Annotated in this window: 18 protein-coding genes; 1 reads left to right on the forward strand and 17 read right to left on the reverse strand. The window is 67.6% G+C overall.

Annotated elements, in window-relative coordinates; all coding sequences use genetic code 11:
• Positions 1-41 precede the first annotated feature (41 nt).
• From NS6_RS19070 to NS6_RS19145, 16 genes are all read right to left on the reverse strand, one after another.
• Positions 42-782: an SDR family oxidoreductase gene (locus tag NS6_RS19070; RefSeq protein WP_068043622.1), complete on the reverse strand. Its 741-nt coding sequence runs from the start codon at positions 780-782 to the stop codon at positions 42-44.
• Complete coding sequence (locus NS6_RS19075; RefSeq protein WP_068043623.1) at positions 779-1,609, reverse strand: alpha/beta fold hydrolase; 831 nt, start codon at positions 1,607-1,609, stop codon at positions 779-781. The genes NS6_RS19070 and NS6_RS19075 overlap by 4 nt, the downstream gene beginning before the upstream one ends.
• A gap of 18 nt (positions 1,610-1,627) precedes the next feature.
• On the reverse strand, positions 1,628-2,590 hold the full coding sequence (locus NS6_RS19080; RefSeq protein ID WP_068043627.1) for a VOC family protein: 963 nt from the start codon (positions 2,588-2,590) through the stop codon (positions 1,628-1,630).
• 28 nt (positions 2,591-2,618) lie between these two features.
• Positions 2,619-3,572 (reverse strand): PDR/VanB family oxidoreductase, encoded by a 954-nt coding sequence (locus NS6_RS19085; RefSeq protein WP_084471197.1) that lies wholly within the window; start codon positions 3,570-3,572, stop codon positions 2,619-2,621.
• Between the two features lie 32 nt (positions 3,573-3,604).
• Positions 3,605-4,123 (reverse strand): cupin domain-containing protein, encoded by a 519-nt coding sequence (locus NS6_RS19090; RefSeq protein ID WP_068043629.1) that lies wholly within the window; start codon positions 4,121-4,123, stop codon positions 3,605-3,607.
• 42 nt (positions 4,124-4,165) lie between these two features.
• Positions 4,166-4,507: a RidA family protein gene (locus tag NS6_RS19095; RefSeq protein ID WP_068043630.1), complete on the reverse strand. Its 342-nt coding sequence runs from the start codon at positions 4,505-4,507 to the stop codon at positions 4,166-4,168.
• A 12-nt stretch (positions 4,508-4,519) separates the two neighbouring features.
• Positions 4,520-6,124 carry an aldehyde dehydrogenase gene (locus NS6_RS19100; RefSeq protein ID WP_084471229.1) on the reverse strand — a complete coding sequence of 535 codons (1,605 nt, stop codon included), beginning with the start codon at positions 6,122-6,124 and terminating at the stop codon, positions 4,520-4,522.
• 177 nt (positions 6,125-6,301) lie between these two features.
• Complete coding sequence (locus NS6_RS19105; protein ID WP_068043632.1) at positions 6,302-7,144, reverse strand: aspartate dehydrogenase domain-containing protein; 843 nt, start codon at positions 7,142-7,144, stop codon at positions 6,302-6,304.
• 130 nt (positions 7,145-7,274) lie between these two features.
• Positions 7,275-9,743 (reverse strand): xanthine dehydrogenase family protein molybdopterin-binding subunit, encoded by a 2,469-nt coding sequence (locus tag NS6_RS19110; protein WP_084471198.1) that lies wholly within the window; start codon positions 9,741-9,743, stop codon positions 7,275-7,277.
• Positions 9,740-10,288: a (2Fe-2S)-binding protein gene (locus tag NS6_RS19115; protein ID WP_084471199.1), complete on the reverse strand. Its 549-nt coding sequence runs from the start codon at positions 10,286-10,288 to the stop codon at positions 9,740-9,742. Before NS6_RS19115 ends, NS6_RS19110 begins: the two co-directional genes overlap by 4 nt.
• A complete protein-coding gene (locus tag NS6_RS19120; RefSeq protein WP_068043634.1) occupies positions 10,281-11,156 on the reverse strand; it encodes an FAD binding domain-containing protein in 876 nt (291 codons plus the stop codon). Before NS6_RS19120 ends, NS6_RS19115 begins: the two co-directional genes overlap by 8 nt.
• Complete coding sequence (locus NS6_RS19125) at positions 11,156-11,977, reverse strand: ABC transporter ATP-binding protein (protein ID WP_068043636.1); 822 nt, start codon at positions 11,975-11,977, stop codon at positions 11,156-11,158. Before NS6_RS19125 ends, NS6_RS19120 begins: the two co-directional genes overlap by 1 nt.
• Positions 11,970-12,893 (reverse strand): ABC transporter permease, encoded by a 924-nt coding sequence (locus NS6_RS19130; protein ID WP_245669411.1) that lies wholly within the window; start codon positions 12,891-12,893, stop codon positions 11,970-11,972. Before NS6_RS19130 ends, NS6_RS19125 begins: the two co-directional genes overlap by 8 nt.
• Positions 12,869-13,660: an ABC transporter permease gene (locus NS6_RS19135; protein WP_068043638.1), complete on the reverse strand. Its 792-nt coding sequence runs from the start codon at positions 13,658-13,660 to the stop codon at positions 12,869-12,871. Before NS6_RS19135 ends, NS6_RS19130 begins: the two co-directional genes overlap by 25 nt.
• Position 13,661: 1 nt before the next feature.
• On the reverse strand, positions 13,662-14,633 hold the full coding sequence (locus tag NS6_RS19140) for an ABC transporter substrate-binding protein (RefSeq protein WP_068043640.1): 972 nt from the start codon (positions 14,631-14,633) through the stop codon (positions 13,662-13,664).
• A gap of 307 nt (positions 14,634-14,940) precedes the next feature.
• Entirely contained in the window at positions 14,941-15,486 is a 546-nt protein-coding gene (locus NS6_RS19145) for a MarR family winged helix-turn-helix transcriptional regulator (protein WP_068043642.1), read from the reverse strand.
• Between the two features lie 225 nt (positions 15,487-15,711).
• Here NS6_RS19145 and NS6_RS19150 point away from each other — a divergent pair, with 225 nt between their 5' ends.
• Positions 15,712-16,842 carry an XdhC family protein gene (locus tag NS6_RS19150; RefSeq protein ID WP_068043643.1) on the forward strand — a complete coding sequence of 377 codons (1,131 nt, stop codon included), beginning with the start codon at positions 15,712-15,714 and terminating at the stop codon, positions 16,840-16,842.
• Between the two features lie 72 nt (positions 16,843-16,914).
• On the opposite strand, the gene NS6_RS19155 is transcribed toward NS6_RS19150, so the two are convergent.
• Entirely contained in the window at positions 16,915-17,754 is an 840-nt protein-coding gene (locus tag NS6_RS19155) for an AraC family transcriptional regulator (protein ID WP_068043646.1), read from the reverse strand.
• Positions 17,755-17,838 lie beyond the last annotated feature (84 nt).

Raw genomic sequence — 17,838 nt, forward strand, 5'->3', positions numbered from 1 at the left:
TCTCTCTGTGAGGGAGGGTTTCGGTAGGCCGCAAGGGTCGATCAGTTCATGACGAATCCGCCGTCGACCACCAGGGTCTGGCCGGTCAGGTAGCTCGCCGCGTCCGAGAGCAGGAACTGCACCGTCCCGGCGACATCGTCCGGGGTCTGTTCGCGGGCCAGCACCTGGTTGTCGGCGTAGAGCCGGTACCGCGACGCCGGCACCGTGGCCGTTGCCTCCACCCGGGTCAACCCGGGTGCGACGGCGTTGACCCGTAGCCCGTGCGGGCCCCCGTCGCGCGCCATCGTGCGGGTCATCGCCATGACCGCACCCTTGGAGCCGACATAGTGCACCAGGCGCGGCGACCCGTACAGGGCGGCATCGGAGGCGATGTTCACGATCGCGCCGTTGCCACTACGAGTCAGCTGGGCGAAGAGGTGCTTGCTCACCAGCCAGGTACCGAACGCGTTGACGGTCATCACCTGCTGGAAGAACCCCTCATCGAGTTCCCAGAAGGCATCACCGCCCACACCGTCGGCCAGCGCCGCATTGTTGACCAGCGCGTCCGCGCCGCCCAGGGCCGCCACCCGGCGCGCCAGGGCCACCACCGAATCGCGATCGGCGATATCGGTGACCACAGAAGTGACGTCGTACCCCTTGTCCCGCAACGTTTTCTGGGCATCGTCGGCCAGCTCGGCACGCATCTCCGCAATGACGATCCGGTCGCCCGCGGCGGCCAGCCGCTCGGCGATCGCGAAACCCAGTCCACGGCCCGCCCCGGTGACCACGATCAGTCTGCTCATTCGTCCAGTTCCTTCCAGAACCGCAGGATGTGTGCGGCCACCGCGCCCGGTTTTTCCTGCACCGCCGCATGGCCGGCACCCAGGATCAGCCCGAAGCGCGCCCCGGGAATCGCGTCGGCGAGCAACCGGGATTCGTCGACACCGGTGACGACGTCGTCCACCCCAACCAGAACCAACGTGGATGCCGTCAGAGTTGCCAGGCTCGGACCGGTGTCGGTGCGGGCCATGAACTCGGCGGCAGCGGTGTAACCGGACAGCCGGACCCGTGCCATATCGGATTCCACCGCGCGCGCGATCTCGGCGCCGCAGCCGGGCGAGACCAGCCGCCCCGCCCGGGCGGCCGCGAATGCCGGAGCACCGGCCGCACGCAGTTCACCGATCCGTGCCCGCATCCCCTGCGCCCGCTCCCGGCTCACACCCGAGCCGCGGGTGCTGTCGGCCAGGACGAGCGAACGGACCGACGCCGGATCCGCGGTGGCGACCACGGTCGCGATCACCCCGCCCCACGAGGTGCCGATCAGATGTACCGGCCCGCAGTCGAGCTCGGCGATCAGTTCCGCGACGACCAGCGCGTGGTCGTACCTGCCGGTGGAGCCGTCGGCGCCCGGCGCCGGATCGGCGGACTGCCCGTATCCCGGCGCGTCCCAGCAGTATGTGCGGTAGCCCCGCGTGCTCAGTACTTCGGCCAGTGCGCCACAGGCCGCGGCACTCCCGCCGATCCCGTGCAGGAGCAACACCGGGTCGCCCGCGCCGCGCACCTCGAGCGAGACCCCCCGCGCCGAAACCCACCGGGTCGTCCGGGCGGCCGATTCGGCCGTGGCGGTCACGGCTGCCTCCTGCGCATCTCACTGACCCCCGAAGAAGTAGTCGTCCATCCCCGGTGCGACCCGGCCGCGGTGCCCGAGATCGGGCACTCCGGCCATGGCCGCGCGGACCGTGGTCGTCGGCGGACCCGCAGTGCCCCACTGGTCGGAGAGTTCGGGCGTGCGCTTCCAGGTCCGGCACAACCAGCGGTCCTCGTCGATCTGGGCCACCTCGGAGGTGTACTCGCACACCAGTCCGGCCGGATCGGTGAAGTAGGAGAAGGTGTTGTCGCCCGGACCGTGCCGGCCGGGGCCCCACTGCGGGACGATGCCGCTGCGTTTGAGGCTGCCGAGACCGCGCATGAAATGGTCGAGACTCTCCATCTCGTAGGCCACATGGTTGATCGACGGGAAGTCGGCCTGGTTGAGGGCGATGACGTGGTGGTCGGAATTGCACCGCAGGAAGGTCATCTGGTGTTCGGACCAGTCCGAGATCCGCATACCCAGCACCTGGGTGTAGAAGTCCGCGGTGCGATCGATATCGCTGGTGTTGAGCACGATATGCGCGAGTTTGCGGGGAATTGCCCGGCGACCGGCCGGTTCCTGTGCCGAGACCGCGAATGTATCGGCGGACAGTTCGAGGCAGCGGCCCTCCGGATCGACCAGTTGCAGGCCGTAGCCGCCACCGGCGTCGTCGAGCCGGCCGGGCTCGCGCAGCAGCGGGATACCCAGCTTCTGTAGTGCGCCGGCCGCATCGTCGACCTCGCGCGGCGTGCCGACCGCGAACGAGATCCGGTCCAGTGCGTTGCCGGTGCCGGCGCGCAGTTGCAGAACGTGGTGCTCGGTACCGGTGGCACGCAGCCAGAAGGTGTCACCGTCTTCGTCGACGGTGCTCAGGCCCCACGCCTCGTGGTAGAAATCGCGGGAGCGGGCCGGATCGGGCACCGTGACCGATACCGACCGCAACGCCCGGAGAGTACAGACCGGTGTTCCGGAGAATCGCATGATCGACCTTTCTGTCGAGGGTGGCCGGTTACAGGTCGAGGACGAGTTCGGCGGAGCGGCAGCGGGAAACGCAGACGAACATGGTGCCGCCCGTCTGCTGTTCCTGAGGTGAGAGCAGGAAGTCGCGGTGCTCGACGTCACCTTTGACGACACCGACCTCGCAGGTCCCGCAGATACCCTCGGTGCACGAGCTCTCCACCGGCACACCGGCGTTCTGCAGGGCACTCAGGACCGAGACATCCGGCGCGACCGGAATCCGCCGGCCACTGGTAGCGAGGACCACATCGAAGGCGGTATCCGTCCCGGTGGTCACCGGTTCGGGAGCCTTGAACCGCTCGATACGCAACTGCCCGGGATCGGTCAGCGCGTCGGAGCAGGCCGTCATCAACGACTCGGGGCCGCAGCAGTAGGTAACCGCATCGCCGTCGATAGCTCCGAGCAGCCCGGCGAGGTCGGGGTATCGACCCGCTGCCGCCTCGTCCGCGTGGATCGTCACGCGGTCGGCGGGCAGCGAGCCGATCTCGTCGAGGAACGCCATCGTCGACCGGGATCGGCCGGTGTAGAGCAGCGTCCAGTCCGCGCCCGCGCGGTGCAGGTCGCGCACCATCGAGAGGATCGGGGTGATACCGATCCCGCCCGCGACCAGGATGTGGCGGGCCGCGGTGTCGAGCGCGAAGTTCTGGCGCGGGCCCTCTACTTCGAGGAGCCCGCCGACCGGCAGCAGGTCGTGGATATACGCACTGCCGCCCCGCGAATCCGGTGTGCGCAGTACCGCCACGGTCCACCGCGACCGGTCTCCGGGATCCGAACAGAGCGAATACTCGCGGACGAGGCCGTTCGGCAGATGCAACGCGAGGTGCGCTCCGGGTGCCCAGCGCGGCAACTCGGTACCGGCCGGATCGACCAGCGTCACGCTGACGACCCCGTCGGCTTCCCAGGTCTTCTGCTGGACGCGCAGCGTCCGCCTCATCGGCTCGTCCATCGGGCTCTCCTCGTCCGTCTTCCGGTACTCGATCAGCGAGTGACGCCGAACATTTCGGAGCTGGGCGGGTAGGTGGGCAACTGCGGCTTGGGAGTCCCGATGATGACGCAGAACAGCGCATCGGCATCGGAGACATTCGCGAGACTGCGCGGCACCCCCGCGGGTACGCGAATCAGATCGCGGTAGCCGAGTGTGCGGACCGCCTTCTTCGTCCCGTCCTCGACATCGTGGACGGCGACCTCGATTTCGCCTTCGAGAACGTAGAAGACCTCTTCGACGTCGTGATGGGTGTGCTCGGGACCGACCGCACCGGCCGGCAGCCGCATATTGGAGAAGGTGAAGTGATCGGCCTTGATGATGTTGTTGTCGGTGTCGTGGTTACCGGTGGCGCCCGAGCCGATATAGCGGATCTGGGCCCTCTTGAATCGGTCGCCGCCCTGGGCGGCCTGGAACCCGAGAGTGTCCCAGTCCTCGTAGCGGGTATCGGCGGCGGCGATGCAGGAGTCGATCAGAGCGTCGAGATCGACGCCGGCCTTTTCGGTGCTGGACATGATGTGCCTTCCTCAGTCGGTGATCCGTAGGGTGCGGGTGTACTACCCGCGGTGGGCGATGGCCTCGATCTCGACCGTCGCGCCGTAGGGCAGCGCGGCGACCTCGACGAAGGACCGGGCCGGACGGGGTTCGGCGAACACCGCTTCGTAGTGCCGGTTCGCTTCGTCGCGCAGGGCGACGTCGGTGACGAAATAGGTGGTCTTCACGACGTTCTCGAGCGTCATATCGATGGTCGCGAGCCGTTCGCCGAGCCGGGCCATCGCGGCTTCGAGGGCTGCCCGGCGGCCGGGGACCGCGATACCGTTCTCGTCCACCGACAGTGCGCCGGAGACGAATCCGAAACCGGCGGCACCGAAGGCTGGGCTATAGGGATGAGCGCTCACGGTGCTCCCTTCTCACCGACCTGCCCAGGGCAGCGGCTGCCCGGACACGTCGAGGTAGATGCTCTTCTGGTTCATGTAGGACCGGATTCCGTCGCGGCCCTTCTCCGTACCGATCCCGCTGTCCTTCAGCCCGCTGAAGGGAGTCGAGATACTGAACTGCTTGTAGGTGTTGATCCACACCGTTCCGGCCTGGACGGCGCGGGCGGTCCGCCACGCGCGGCGGTAGTCCGAGGTCCAGATTCCGCAGGCCAGACCGAATACCGTGTCGTCGGCCTGGGCGACGACGTCGGCCTCGTCCTCGAACGGGAGCACGACGGCCACCGGCCCGAAGATCTCCTCCTGGCAGACGGTCGCACTGTTCGGGACGCCGGTGAGCACGGTGGGCAGGTAGTACGCGCCGTCGGCGAGGGCGGGATCGGTGGGAACGGCGCCGCCGCACAGCACCGTCGCGCCCTCGCGTACCGCGTCGTCGACCATCGCCGCGACCCCGTCCCGGTGCGCACGGGTGACCATGGGCGCCACCTGGGTTCGCGGATCGGTGCCCGGCCCCACTCGCAGCGCCGTGGTGGCTGCCACGAGGCGGTCGACGAATTCGCTGTATACCGCGCGCTGTACGAAGACCCGGGACCCCGCGATACAACTCTGACCCGATGAGGAGAAGATGCCGAACAGCACCCCGGCCAGCGCCTGATCGAGATCGGCGTCGGCGAAGACGATGGTGGGCGATTTACCGCCGAGTTCGAGGGTGATCGGCATCAGCTTCTCGGCGGCGACATGTGCCAGCCCGCGACCGGTCCGGGTACCACCGGTGAACGAGATCTTGCCGATTCCCGGATGCCGGGCGAGTGCATCGCCGACAGTCCGTCCCGGTCCGGGTAGCACCGACAGCAGGCCCGGCGGTAGGCCGGCTTCCTCTGCCAGCCGGGCCAGCAGCAGGGTCACCCACGGCGCCCAGACCGGCGGTTTGGCGACGACCGCGTTACCCGCGGCGAGGGCCGGGGCGATCTTCTGTGCATCCGAGGCGATCGGTGAGTTCCACGGGGTGATGGCGCCGACGACCCCCATCGGCTCATGGGTCGCGAAGGTGAGATACGGACCCCGCCGGGGTGTGATCGTTTCCTCCATCGTCTCCAGCGCCGACGCCATGAACCGGAAGGTGCCGGCGGCGCTGCGCGCGAGGGCACCGGTTTCGGCGAGTGTCTTTCCGGTATCGGCGGTTTGCAGGGCGGCAATGCGGTCGGTGTTGGCCTCGATCGCGGTACCGATCCGGTACAGGACGGCGGCGCGCTCGTGCGGCAGCAGCTCGGCCCAACCGGAACTTGCGACAGCCCGTAGGCCACCGTCGACGGCCAGATCGACATCATGTGCGACGGCACCGTGCAGGTGGGCGAAGATCCGGCCCGTGGCCGGATCGATCGATTCGATGACAGTGCCCGAGCCGCGAACCCACCGGCCCGCCACGAAGATCTCATCGGTCGTATCGAGAACCGGTGTGGCCGTCCACGAGTGCTCGAGGTCCGCGGTGTCGGCGGGTACTGCCGGGGCGTGCGGCCCGAAGGCGGTGATCTCGTTCGCCTTCTGCGGCGAACGAGTGCTCGTGCTGCTCGGTAAGTCCATCGGGGTCTTCATCCGTTCCCTCTGTCGCAGCACTGTCCGGAACCGCATGAGCTCCGAATCCTTCCGGTAAAAGAGTCTGAGCTAAAAGATACTTACCGTCAAGATGTCTGCGTGAAGTTGTCGTAATGGCCCGGCCCGGGCCCTTCGGGGTGTTTGCCGTGGCGTCCAGCGGACCGTTCAAGCGATGAGATTCGGATGGCCGGTCAGATGCGCCAGCGTCCGCAGGATCGAGTACGGCACCACCGCACTGGTCCGCGGATTGTCCGCGCTCGGCAGATTCTCGATCTTGATCGAATACCTGCCGATCGGTCCCGACGCCTCTATCTCGTGACAGGTGAGCTCCGCGTGCGGATCGGCGTACAACTCGACCGACACCGACTCCCAGTCACTCACCGCGAAACTCACCGCGGCCGCGACATTCAGCGATTTCGGGAACAGCCGCGCCGCCTCGGCCGAACTGCCCGCGAAAACCTGGAGCCGCGTCGCCGTGCCGCCGATTCGCTGCCGCTGCGCGGTGTCCATCCACGGTTGCACCAGCGACTCCGGCGATTTCGTCGACCGGACGAGCACCCGGTCGAACGGCGCCGCGTCGCGGGCGGCAGCGAGGAGATCGAGGCCGCCCACCGCACCGTGCGTACACACCACACGCCCCGGTCCGTGACCGGCGATCCGCTGCGCGAACGCCGGATCCGACAGCGCCCCGACCGACGACACCAGCAGGTCACGCCCGGCGTCGACCACCTGCTGGGCAACCTCCCACACCGCCTCCTGGGACGCGCATTCGACCACCACGTCCGCGATGTCGAGGGCTTCGGCGAGGCCGAGCGCGGGCGCCGGGAGATCCGCGACCGGTGACCGATTGACGATCCCGGCCAGTTCGGCACCGGGTACGTCCCCGCGGCGGAGCCGCTCGGCCACGACCGCACCGATACTCCCGTAACCGAGCACGCACACCCGCACCGGACCCCGGCCCGCGGATAGTGCCGCGGCCGGGCCCGTGAGCTTCGACGCCGAAGTCATAACACCCTCCCGGAGACAGTCACCTGTAGCCGGCGGATATCGCCGCACGGGCGCGGACATCGCCTCATCGCATCCGCGAAATCGGTGACCTGCGGCCTACAGAGCCCGGGACGCGGGTGGCGGTATCGCCTCATCGCACCCCCTCGGAAACTCTGGCGGATGTGGTCCGCGGCGACCGCGGTGCAGGCGGAGGTACCGCAGCAGCACGCGCGGCGATCGCTTCGTAGACCCGCTGCGGTGACAGCGGGAGTTCGGTGATCTGCGCACCCACCGCATCCGCGACGGCCTGGGCGATCGCGCTGGCGACGGGCAGCATCCCCCCCTCCCCCATGCCCTTGCTGCCGAACGGTCCCGCCCCGTGCCCCTGTTCCTGCGTGATCGAGACGAACCGCTCCGGAATGTCCTCGGCGAGCGGCACCCGATACAGCAGCGCTTCGGCATTGAGCAGCTCGCCGCCGGGGTCGTACCGGAGTTCCTCGAACAACGCCTGTCCCAATCCGAACACCGCCGCCCCTTCGTCCTGACCGCGACACGCAATCTTGTTGATCACCTTGCCGGCGTCACCGCTGACCGCCAGTTGCAATACGGTGATCCGGCCGGTCTCGGGGTCGACCTCCACTTCGGCGGCGGCCCAGCCGATCTCCCAGAACACGCACGGCGCCTCGAGCGGCGCACGGTGATCGTTGCGCGCCTTGTAGAAACCGTCGGCGGAGAATTCGAATCCGGTGTTCCCGAAGACCTCCATGATCATCGGGAAGAGATCGTGCACGGCTCCGCCGGGTATGTGCACATGCCAGTCCACGAGTTCGAGCCCGGCGGGATCGACGGCGAGTTGCACAGCGGCCCAATCGAGTACCTCGTCACGGAGTTTCTCGGCCGCCGTCCGTACCGCCTGCCCCATCACCGCAACTCCCGAGGAAGCGTTGGTGCCCTGGTCGAACGGGGTGTTGTCGGTGTCGATGCGTGCGTAGGCCACCCGGGCGGGATCGCAGCGCAACACCTCGGCGACCAGTTGCGCCATCGCGGAGTGCCCACCCTGCCCCATCTCGGTGAGCGCGCAGTTGAGCAGGACATCACCCCGCGTGGTGACCTTGACCCGCGCCATGGCGGGCTTGTTGATACCGCCGCCGTCCTTGACGCCCACCGAAACGCCCATCCCCCGGTTCCCGGTCCGCACCCGCTCGTGGTAGCCGATCGCATCGGCCACCACCCGCATCCCCGCCTCCAGATCGGAGTCGATACCGGACTCCCCCGGAACGAACTCCTCGCCGAGCGCCTTGAGGTTGCGCACCCGCAGTTCGTACGGATCGAGTCCGAGGCGATCGGCGATCAGGTCGACCTGCCGCTCACTGGCCCACGTCGCCTGGGTACCACCGAATCCGCGGTAGGCCCCGGCCGGGACGGTATTGGTGGTGACGACCTGGCACACCGAATCGATATGCTGCCAACGGTAGGCGCCGGGCATCCGGTAACCGGCCTTCTCCGCGACCGCGGGGCTGTGCTCGGCGTAGGCACCGCCGTTGAGCAGTACCGTCGAGCGCCGCGCGACGAACGTACCGTCGGCCCGCACCCCCGATTTCACGATGAGGGTCGCCGCGTGCTGGGACACCGTGAGGAACACTTCCTCGGTGGTCATACAGAACCGGACCGGCCGCCCGCCGCTGAGCTGCGAGAGCCGGATCGCGACCGGATCGGCCTTGGGCCCGTTCTTCGCGCCGAAGCCACCGCCGAGCAGCGGCACATGAACACGGATACGGTTCTCCGGCAATCCGAAAACGCGCGAGAGCTCCTTGCGCAGATTGAACGGCGACTGGGTAGCGGTCCACACCTCGATCTCGTCGGCGCTCGCCTCGGCGACGGTCACGAATGGTTCGAGATGCATATGGTTCATCCGCGAGAAGTGAAAGGTGTCCTCGAAGACGTGGTCACAGCTGTCCCAGACCGAAGGCGAGCCGGTGCTGTACCGGAATTCGTAACTCACGTTCGGCGCACTGCGCAGCGACGCCGACGCGCCCTGCCCGTACTTCGGGATCACCCCGAACGGCTCGTCCGGATGGATGACCGGCGCTGATTCCGCGAGTGCCTCGTCGACGGTGAACACCGCCGGCAGCACCTCGTATTCGACCCGGATCAGGTCCAGTGCCGTGAGCGCGGTGCGCTCGTCCGCGGCGGCGACCGCCGCCACCACATCACCGACGTACCGGACGACGCCGGTCGCGACCACCGGCTGGTCCTTGACCATCGTCCCGTAACACTGCAACCCCTGGATCTCGTCCTGGGTGACGACCGCGGTGACCCCCGGCAGCGCCCGCGCGGCCGAGGCATCGATGGATACGATGCGGGCGTGCGCGTGCGGGCTGCGCAGCACCTTCGCGTGCAGCATGCCGGGCCGCACGATATCGGCACCGTACTCGGCCCTTCCGGTGACCTTGGCCGTAGCGTCCGCACGCGGGCCGTCGCGTCCGGTCACCCGGTGTTCCGGTGGCGCCGTCGGCAACTCCCGGATCCGGTACCCGCCGATCGCCGGTTCGTCGACAATGTGGGTGCGCGCGTCGATCTGCGGGTCGCGGCTACCCGGCCGGTCCGATACCGCCGTCATTCGCGCTCCCCGTCCCGCGCGACCGTCAGTTCCGCCGCACGTTCGACGGATTCCATGATCATCTCGTAGCCGGTGCAACGGCAGGTGTTGGAACTGATCCACTCGCGGATGGTGCCGCGGTCGGGCCGGGGTTCGCGGCGTAGCAGACCGGTCGTCAGCATCAGCATGCCGGAGGTGCAGAAACCACATTGGTAGCCGCCGCATTCCGCGAAGGCCCGCTGCTGCGGCGACAGAGTTCCATCCGGATCCGCCAGTCCCTCGACGGTCTCCACAGCGGCGCCGTCGACCGCGAACGCGAATGTCGAACAGGAGGCGACCGGAACATCGTCGACCAGTACCGTGCAGGCGCCGCAGACACCGCGCTCGCACGAGCGCCGCACACCCCGGCAGCCGAAGTCCGCACGGAGCATATCGAGCAGCACCGCGCTGGAATCGATTCGGCAGTGCCGCTTTTCGCCGTTCAGACTGAACTCTATCGAGGTGTCGAACGCACCCGGGGGGACTTCCGCGGCGGCCGGACTCGTCTCGGTATCGGGTTCACTCATGCGGTTCGTCCTCACGATGATGGGTGGCAGTGGCCGCCTCGGTGAGCAGCCTGCGGATCAGTACTGCGACCAGGTGCCTGCGGTATTCGGCGGACCCGGTGTAATCGGCGATATCGTCCGGCAGTTGCGCGGCGAGGACCGCCGCGGTCGAGGCCACGTCGATACAGGCGGCCGATACCGCCTCGGTGCCGGCGCGCAACGAGAATCCCCGGCGGTACTCCGACCCCGCGGTGGCGTGGACGGACAGGGTGGCGTCGGTTTCCCGGCGAATCGCGACGGCCACTGTCGTGGTGGGGCGCATGGAACGCTCGTACCCGAACCACACCAGATCCGCAGTGGGCACCGCGATACCGGTGAGCAGCGCGGTGGTGTCGTCGGCCCACAGATCGCCGGGTGCGAGGGTACGGCCGTCCGCGATCGCCAACCGGGCATCGAGCGCACCCAGCAGCAAGGGCATCTCGTAGCGAAACCGCCGGGCCATCAGATTCCCGCCGACCGTGCCGGTATACCGGATCCGGACCGTGGCGATCCGGGACCACGCCGCCGCGAGTCCGGGGACTGCTGCGGCGACCGTTGCACTGGTCGCGCCCTCGTGATGGGTCACCATCGGCCCCAGAGACAGCACACCGTCGTCGTGGGTGATCGTTTTCAGGCCCGCGACCTTCCGCAGCGATACCAGCGCCCCGGGCGCACAACCCTCCCGGACCCTGGCCACGAGATCGCTGCATCCGGCACCGATCACCGCCTCCGGTTCCGCCGCGAGCACCACCTCGGCCTCGGCGATCGACTCGGGACGGTACAGCCGGAACGGCGCGAGCGCCGATTGGCTCTGCGCGACGATTCCGGATCCGTCGACCGTGGCCCGCATCAGTGCGCCTTGCTCGCAACCGCATCGCGTGCACCGTCGGCTGCCACGCCCTCACCGCGCAGCAGCCTGGTCACATGCGAGCGGATCTCGACGAACCGCGGATCGGTCTTGGTGGTGATGTGATCGCGCGGCCGCGGCAGGTCGACCTCGATCGTCTCGGCCACGATGCTCGGCGGCTTCGACAGCACGATGATGTGATCGGCCAGGTAGACACTCTCGTCGATATCGTGGGTGACGACCAGGACGGTGATCCCGAGCCGCGCCTGGATCGTCAGGAGCAGATCCTCGAGTTCGGCGCGGGTCTGGGCGTCGACCGAGGCGTACGGCTCGTCCATGAGCAGCAGTTTCGGGTGGCTGGCCAAGGCTCGGGCGATGGCGACGCGCTGTTGCATACCGCCCGACATCTGCCAGGGGTAGAGCTTCTCCTTACCCGACAGACCGACCGCGTCGATGGCTTCCTGTACCCGGACAGCGCGCTCTGCCCGCGGTAGATGTTCCAGTGGGAAGGCGATATTGCGGTCCACCCGCATCCACGGGAACAGTGAGCGCGCGTAGTCCTGGAACACCATGGCCAGACCGTCGGGCACACCGGACACCTGCCGACCGTCGAAGGTGACCGCACCGGTCGTCGGCACGTCCAGCCCGCTGATGATCCGCAGCAGGGTGGATTTACCGCAGCCGGAGGGTCCGACGATCACGCTGACTTTTCCGGCCGGGGCGTCGGCGGTGATATCGCGGACCGCGAGATTGGTTCCGTAGGACTTCGAGATGCCGGTGAGGACCAGCTCCGCGGACGTGGTCGTCACATCTGTACTAGTCATTTTGCTGAGTCACTCCTCGGTGCCAGGCCAACGCCCGCCGTTCGACGAACACGAAGATGAAATTGAGTGCGACGCCGAGCGCGGCCAGCACGATGAGAACGGACCAGAACCCGGTGTAGTCGAAATCGCGTTGCGTCCGGATCAGCAGATAGCCGAGACCGTTCTCCGCCTTCTGCAGTTCGGAGATGATCATGATGATGAGCGAGAGCGACATCGCAGTCCGCACACCGGCGAAGATCTTCGGCCCCGCGCCGGGAAGGATGATGTGTGCCAGCACATTGCGGCGGGAGATCTTGAACACCGCCGCCGCCTGCATCCGGCCGATGCCCACGCTCTGGACACCGTCGATCGTGTTGAACAGGATCGGCCAGACCACCGAGAACGCGATGAGGAAGATCTTCGGGCTGTCCCCCGTTCCGAACAGGAAGAAGAACACCCCCAGCAAAGCCGGGCTGGGCAGCGACCGCCCCAGGTGGATGAGCGGCTGGAACAGCGCCGTCAGCACCGGAACGACACCCAGTACGACGCCCAGCGCGACCCCGATCACGACAGCCAGCAGGAGCCCCGCCATCGCCCGGTAGACGCTGGGGAAGAAGTGGTCGAAGGTCGCATCGCCGAGGAACAACCGGCCGGCGTCGGCGCTGAGGAAATCGGTGAAGACCCGCTGAAAGGCATCGAGCGGCGGCGCGACGATCAGCGAGCCGACTTCCGACTGCGACAGTGCCCACCACCCGGCGAAGATCAGCACCGGAACCAGCAGCCGGAGACCGGTATTGCCGGCCAACCGCGACAGCGAGCCGCGGGTGCGCGCGGCCGAGGTCACGGCGGGAGACTTCGGTCCCGTCCGGACCGCTGTCGCGGTGAGTCCGGTGTCGTCGGTCGATGCGACCATCACTGGGCCAGCCCCTTCTTCCATGCGAACACCTTGTTGTCGAGGGCGGTGAAGGCGGTGCTGACCGCCAGGCCGAGCACCCCGGCCACCAGCGTCGCGGCGTATACGGTGTCGAGGTTGGTCGCGTTCGCGCTGTTGAGCAGGATGTACCCGCCGATTCCCTGCCCGTTGCCGATCAGCAGCTCCGCGCTGACAGCGACGATGAGCCCGATCGACGCGGCGATCCGGATTCCGGTGAACGCGAACGGAAGCGCGCTCGGGATCTTGATCCGGCGCAGGATCGCGATCCCCGAGAGACCGAAGGTCCGGGCCGTCTGCACGGCGGTGGCGTCGGTGGCACGGACTCCGTACAGGGTGTTCAGCAGGATCGGCCACATACAGGCGAGCGCCACGGTGATCGAGAGCGGCAGCATTCCCGAACCCAGCAGCAACACCAGGACCGGCCCCAGCGCGACCGACGGCAACACGCGGAACACCTCGACGGGGAGTTCGAAGGCGAGGAACACCTTCGTGAAGGCGCCCATCAGGCCGCCGAGCACCATACCGGCCACCGTCGCGATCAGTAGGCCGAGCATCCATTCGCGGAGGGTGAAACCGACCTCCTGCCAAAAGGTCTGATCGCCGAACAGCGCACCGGTTTCGGCCAGCACCCGGCTCGGAACCGGTAACCCGGGCGTGGAGATCAGTCCGGTCCGGATGACCACTTCGGTCAGCGCGGCTGTCCCGATTACACCCACGATTCCGTAGGCGATCCGCTGGTTCCGGCCGAGCGGTTCACTGAGGAGATTCATATCAGTCCTCGAGCGTGACGAGATGCGAGGTGACGTCGAAGCCCTCGGGGATCCGTCCCTGGGCGCCGAGCATATCGGCGACGGACTGCATCTTCGCCGGATCCATCCGCGACACGAAGATCGGCAGCGACATCTTCTGGGCCACCTCCGCGGGGACCTTCGCGACACCGGGCAGCCAGTTGCGGAAATCGGCCTCGTGGGCGGAGATATCGGCTCCCGCGGCGTAGATCGCGCGGGCGAACGCCGCGGTGGTGTCCGGATTCGCGTCCACGAAATCGTCACCCGCAACGAAGATCGACGCCGGCAGTGCGTTGTTGGTACCCGTGGTGAGGTCGGCGATCTCCCGCATCCCGGCGCCGCGCGCGGCCGAGGAGAACGGCTCGGGCGCGTAGCCCACGTCGATCGACTCGGCCTGCACCCCCGGCAGCATCTCGGGGAACGGCACCTCGACGTACCGCGGCTCGATATCGACCCCCTGGTCGGCTGCGAGGTTGGCGATGGTGACATCGCCGATGTTGTTGGTGGTGTTCACGCCAACGGTCTTGCCGTTGATATCGGCGAGCGAGGTGATCGGCGAATCCGGTTTCACATAGAGGATTCCACTGCCGTCGCCGAGCGACGCCGTATGCGCGACGGTCGTGATGGGCGTCTTGCGGGACTGTGCGATCGCCGCGGAAATCGAGTTGGCGATGCTGAAGTCGAGTTCGCCGGAGGCGACCTTCTGGATGCCGATGGGCCCGCCCTGGATCGGCTCGAGCTTCACCGTAAGGCCCTCCTTCTCGAAGAAGCCTTTCTCATCCGCCCAGTACACGGCCGCATAGTCGGCCAGTGGAAGGACGCCCACCGAGACCTCGGTCTGCTCCAGGGTGCCGTCGGCCGCCGCGGCGGTGCGCTCGCTCGAACCGCTGCACGAGCTCAGGACCAATGCGGAGCCGGCCAGCAAGGCCGCGGCCGCGAGGCGGATTGTCGTCATGAACGTCTCCTGTCGGGACGATGGTGGCGACCGGGCTGGGGTCCACCGCGGTTGCCGAACATCTTGGCTGCAAGAGATTTGTACTTCCTTACCGCTAAGAGGTCAACGCCGGATGGGCACGAATTCGACGCTTAACAGCTGGTTAACCCCACCGGAATCTGCCGCCCCGAACGAAGAGATGCAGGTCACACACCCAAATGGAATGTGACGGCCCCCACAGACAAAATCGAAAAGGTTTCGCGAAAACGGCCCGGAAACGACGAACGCTCCCAGATCGTGAGATCCGGGAGCGTGCAAGGCAGGCCACTCAGGCGGTGCGATCGACCGCGGCTTCACCCTCGTCCACCGGCAGCTCGGCCATTCGCAGCGACCCCTCCAGCACCGCAAGCAACCCCGCCAGCCGATCCTTCTGGTCGACATCCAGACCCACCAGCATCCGCGTGAGTTCGGCGAAGTGCGCATCGGCAACACGGTCCACGAGGTCGCGCCCCGCATCGGACAGAGTCACGTAGACGACGCGGGCGTCCTCGGGGTCGCGTTCCCGCAGCACCAGCCCGGCCTCCTCCAGCCGGTTGACCCGCAAGGTCAGGCCACCCGTCGTGACGAGCGTCTGCTTGGCCAGCTCACCCGCCGTGCGCCGGAATTCCGGCTCGGCGCGGCGCAGGCAAGCGAGGACGTCGAATCCCGCCTCATTGGTGCCGAACTGCTCGAACACACCATTGATCCGGGAACGGTAGAGCAGGAAACTGCGGTGCATGCGCCCGAAGATCTCCAACGCCGAGACGTCGAGTTCGGGCCGCGATTGGACCCATTGCCGGATGATCTCGTCGACACCGTCCGAGTTTTCCGTCACTACCTCTGCCCCAACCCATCTTCTCGTTGCCTGCACTCACTTACCTTTGCGCAAAGGCACTGTACGATCATTTCTGTCATCGCACCAGAGCGAGACTCCGGCGATCGTCTCGCCGGGACCGCTCGGCCGCCCGCCGACACAAGGATCGATGGCGGCAGCGCGCCGCATACAGGTCGCTTCGGTGACACGTACGCGGACCGGCGAGATAGACAGAGGGTAGTCCGGATGTACGAAGTGCTGAACACAGTGGCCCGCCTGCAGGCAGCCGGAATCGATTGTGCCCTGGTCACAATCATCGGATCGGCGGGCTCGATTCCCCGACCGGTCGGCACTGTCATGGCCGTCGCGCGTGATGGAACCGTTGTCGGCAGTATCTCGGGCGGCTGCATCGAAAGCGATGTCTTCCATCTCGCGACCGAGGTGATGGACACCGGGAAGGCGACCGTCCGCCGATACTCGGCCGACGATGCCGGAGCCCTCGCATTGCTGTGCGGTGGCTCGATGGACGTCCTCGTCCAGCGCGCGCGGCCGGCGGATCTTCCCGGCCTCTCCCTGGTCGCGGAAAGCGTCGCGGCGGGCCGGCCGGTAGCCACGGCCACCGTCGTCTCCGCGGGCCCGCACCTGGGCAGATCATTTGTGGTGACCGGCGACTCGCGGACCGGCACCTGCGGCGATCCGCGCGTGGATGCGGCAGTCGTCGCGCGGGCCACTGGCCACCTGGAAGCCGGCACGGCGACGACGATCCGGCTCGGTGAGACCGGAGACTGCGCCGAAGACACACTCTCGGTACTGATCTCGTCGATCGCCCGGCCACCGAGGATGCTGGTGTTCGGCGCGGTCGACTTCGCCCACGCGCTCGTCCGAGCGGCAAAACTGCTGGGGTACTCGGTGACACTGTGCGACGCCCGCCCGGTTTTCGCGACTCCCGAACGCTTCCCGGAAGCCGACGACGTGGTCGTCATGTGGCCCCAGGACTACCTGAAACAGGCGACGATCACACCGTCCACCGCCATCTGCGTCCTCACCCACGATCCGCGCTTCGATGTCCCGGCGCTGAAGATCGCCCTGCGCTCCGCGGCGGGCTACGTGGGTGCCATGGGCAGCCGCCGGACACACACCGACCGCATGGCACGCCTGCGCGCTGCCGGGTCGACCGAATCCGAGCTGAGCCGGCTGTCCTCCCCGATCGGCCTCGATCTGGGCGCCGCCACACCGGAGGAGACCGCCGTCTCCATCCTCGCCGAGGTCATCGCGCTGCGCCGCGGCGGCAGCGGCCACCGGCTCGGACGAACCACCGGGCCGATCCACCTACCAGCACCCGACCACAGGTACCAGGGCGTGCTGGACACAGCGTAGGAGCCGAGGCGCGTCCGTCCCGCCTGCCGTGGTCATCGATCGACAACGATCCGGCGGCGGATGACGCGACGGTCAGACCTCGCCGACGGCGGGGGGCCGCTGTGAGCATGAGTGCGCTTCCACCGGCTCATTCGATTCCCAGGTCGAGCCGGCGTCTGCGTGGAGGTAGCGTCCGGGTGAGGTCCCCACGGTCCGGCGGAACGCCGCGAGGAAAGCGCTCGCTGTCGCGTATCCCACGGCGTGGGCGGCCTGGGATACGGTACGGCCTTCGGCGAGGAGCGGCAGGGCTGCGCGCAGCCGCATATGGGTGCGCCAACGATCGAAGCTCATACCGGTGTCGCGGACGAAAAGCCTGGTCAGTGTTCGCCGGCTCACGCCGATGTCGTGCGCGTGTGTTTCGAGGCTGCGGGGGTCGGCAGGGTCGGCGAGCAAGGCGTCGGCCACGGCGCGGACCCGTTCGTCCACGGGTTGCGGAACGTCGATCGGCAGGGTCGGTACGGGGTGCAGCAGGTCCAGCACGACAGCCTCGGCTCGCTGCCGTACGTCTTCGGCGAGATCGCGGCGGGCGAGATAGGTGATCAGTTGGGCCAGTAGTGCGCCGACACCCACCGCGGTGGGCTCGGACCAGCCCATGGAACAGGCGGCTGGATCCAGGTAGAGGCTGCACAACACCGCCTCGCGGGTGGCGCCGGTTCGGTGCACCACACCCGCCGGTAACCACAGGGCCCGGGTCGGCGGCAGTACCCAGTACGCGTCGGCGACAGCGACACTGAGGACCCCGCGGCGTGTCCATGCCAGCTGGTGGTGGGTATGACTGTGGGCGGGGATCCATTCCCCCGACGTCAACGGGAATTGGTCGACAATGATCACTCCCGCGCCGGACGGATCGAACGAATCGGCGGATTCCAGCATGACGCCAGCTTATGTCCTCAACGCAACATCATCGGGCCTCATTACGTATTGTGGCCAGCTCAGCAGGGCACATAGCGTCGTAGC

The sequence above is a fragment of the Nocardia speluncae NBRC 108251 genome (assembly GCF_001613245.1).
Classification (GTDB): domain Bacteria; phylum Actinomycetota; class Actinomycetes; order Mycobacteriales; family Mycobacteriaceae; genus Nocardia; species Nocardia speluncae.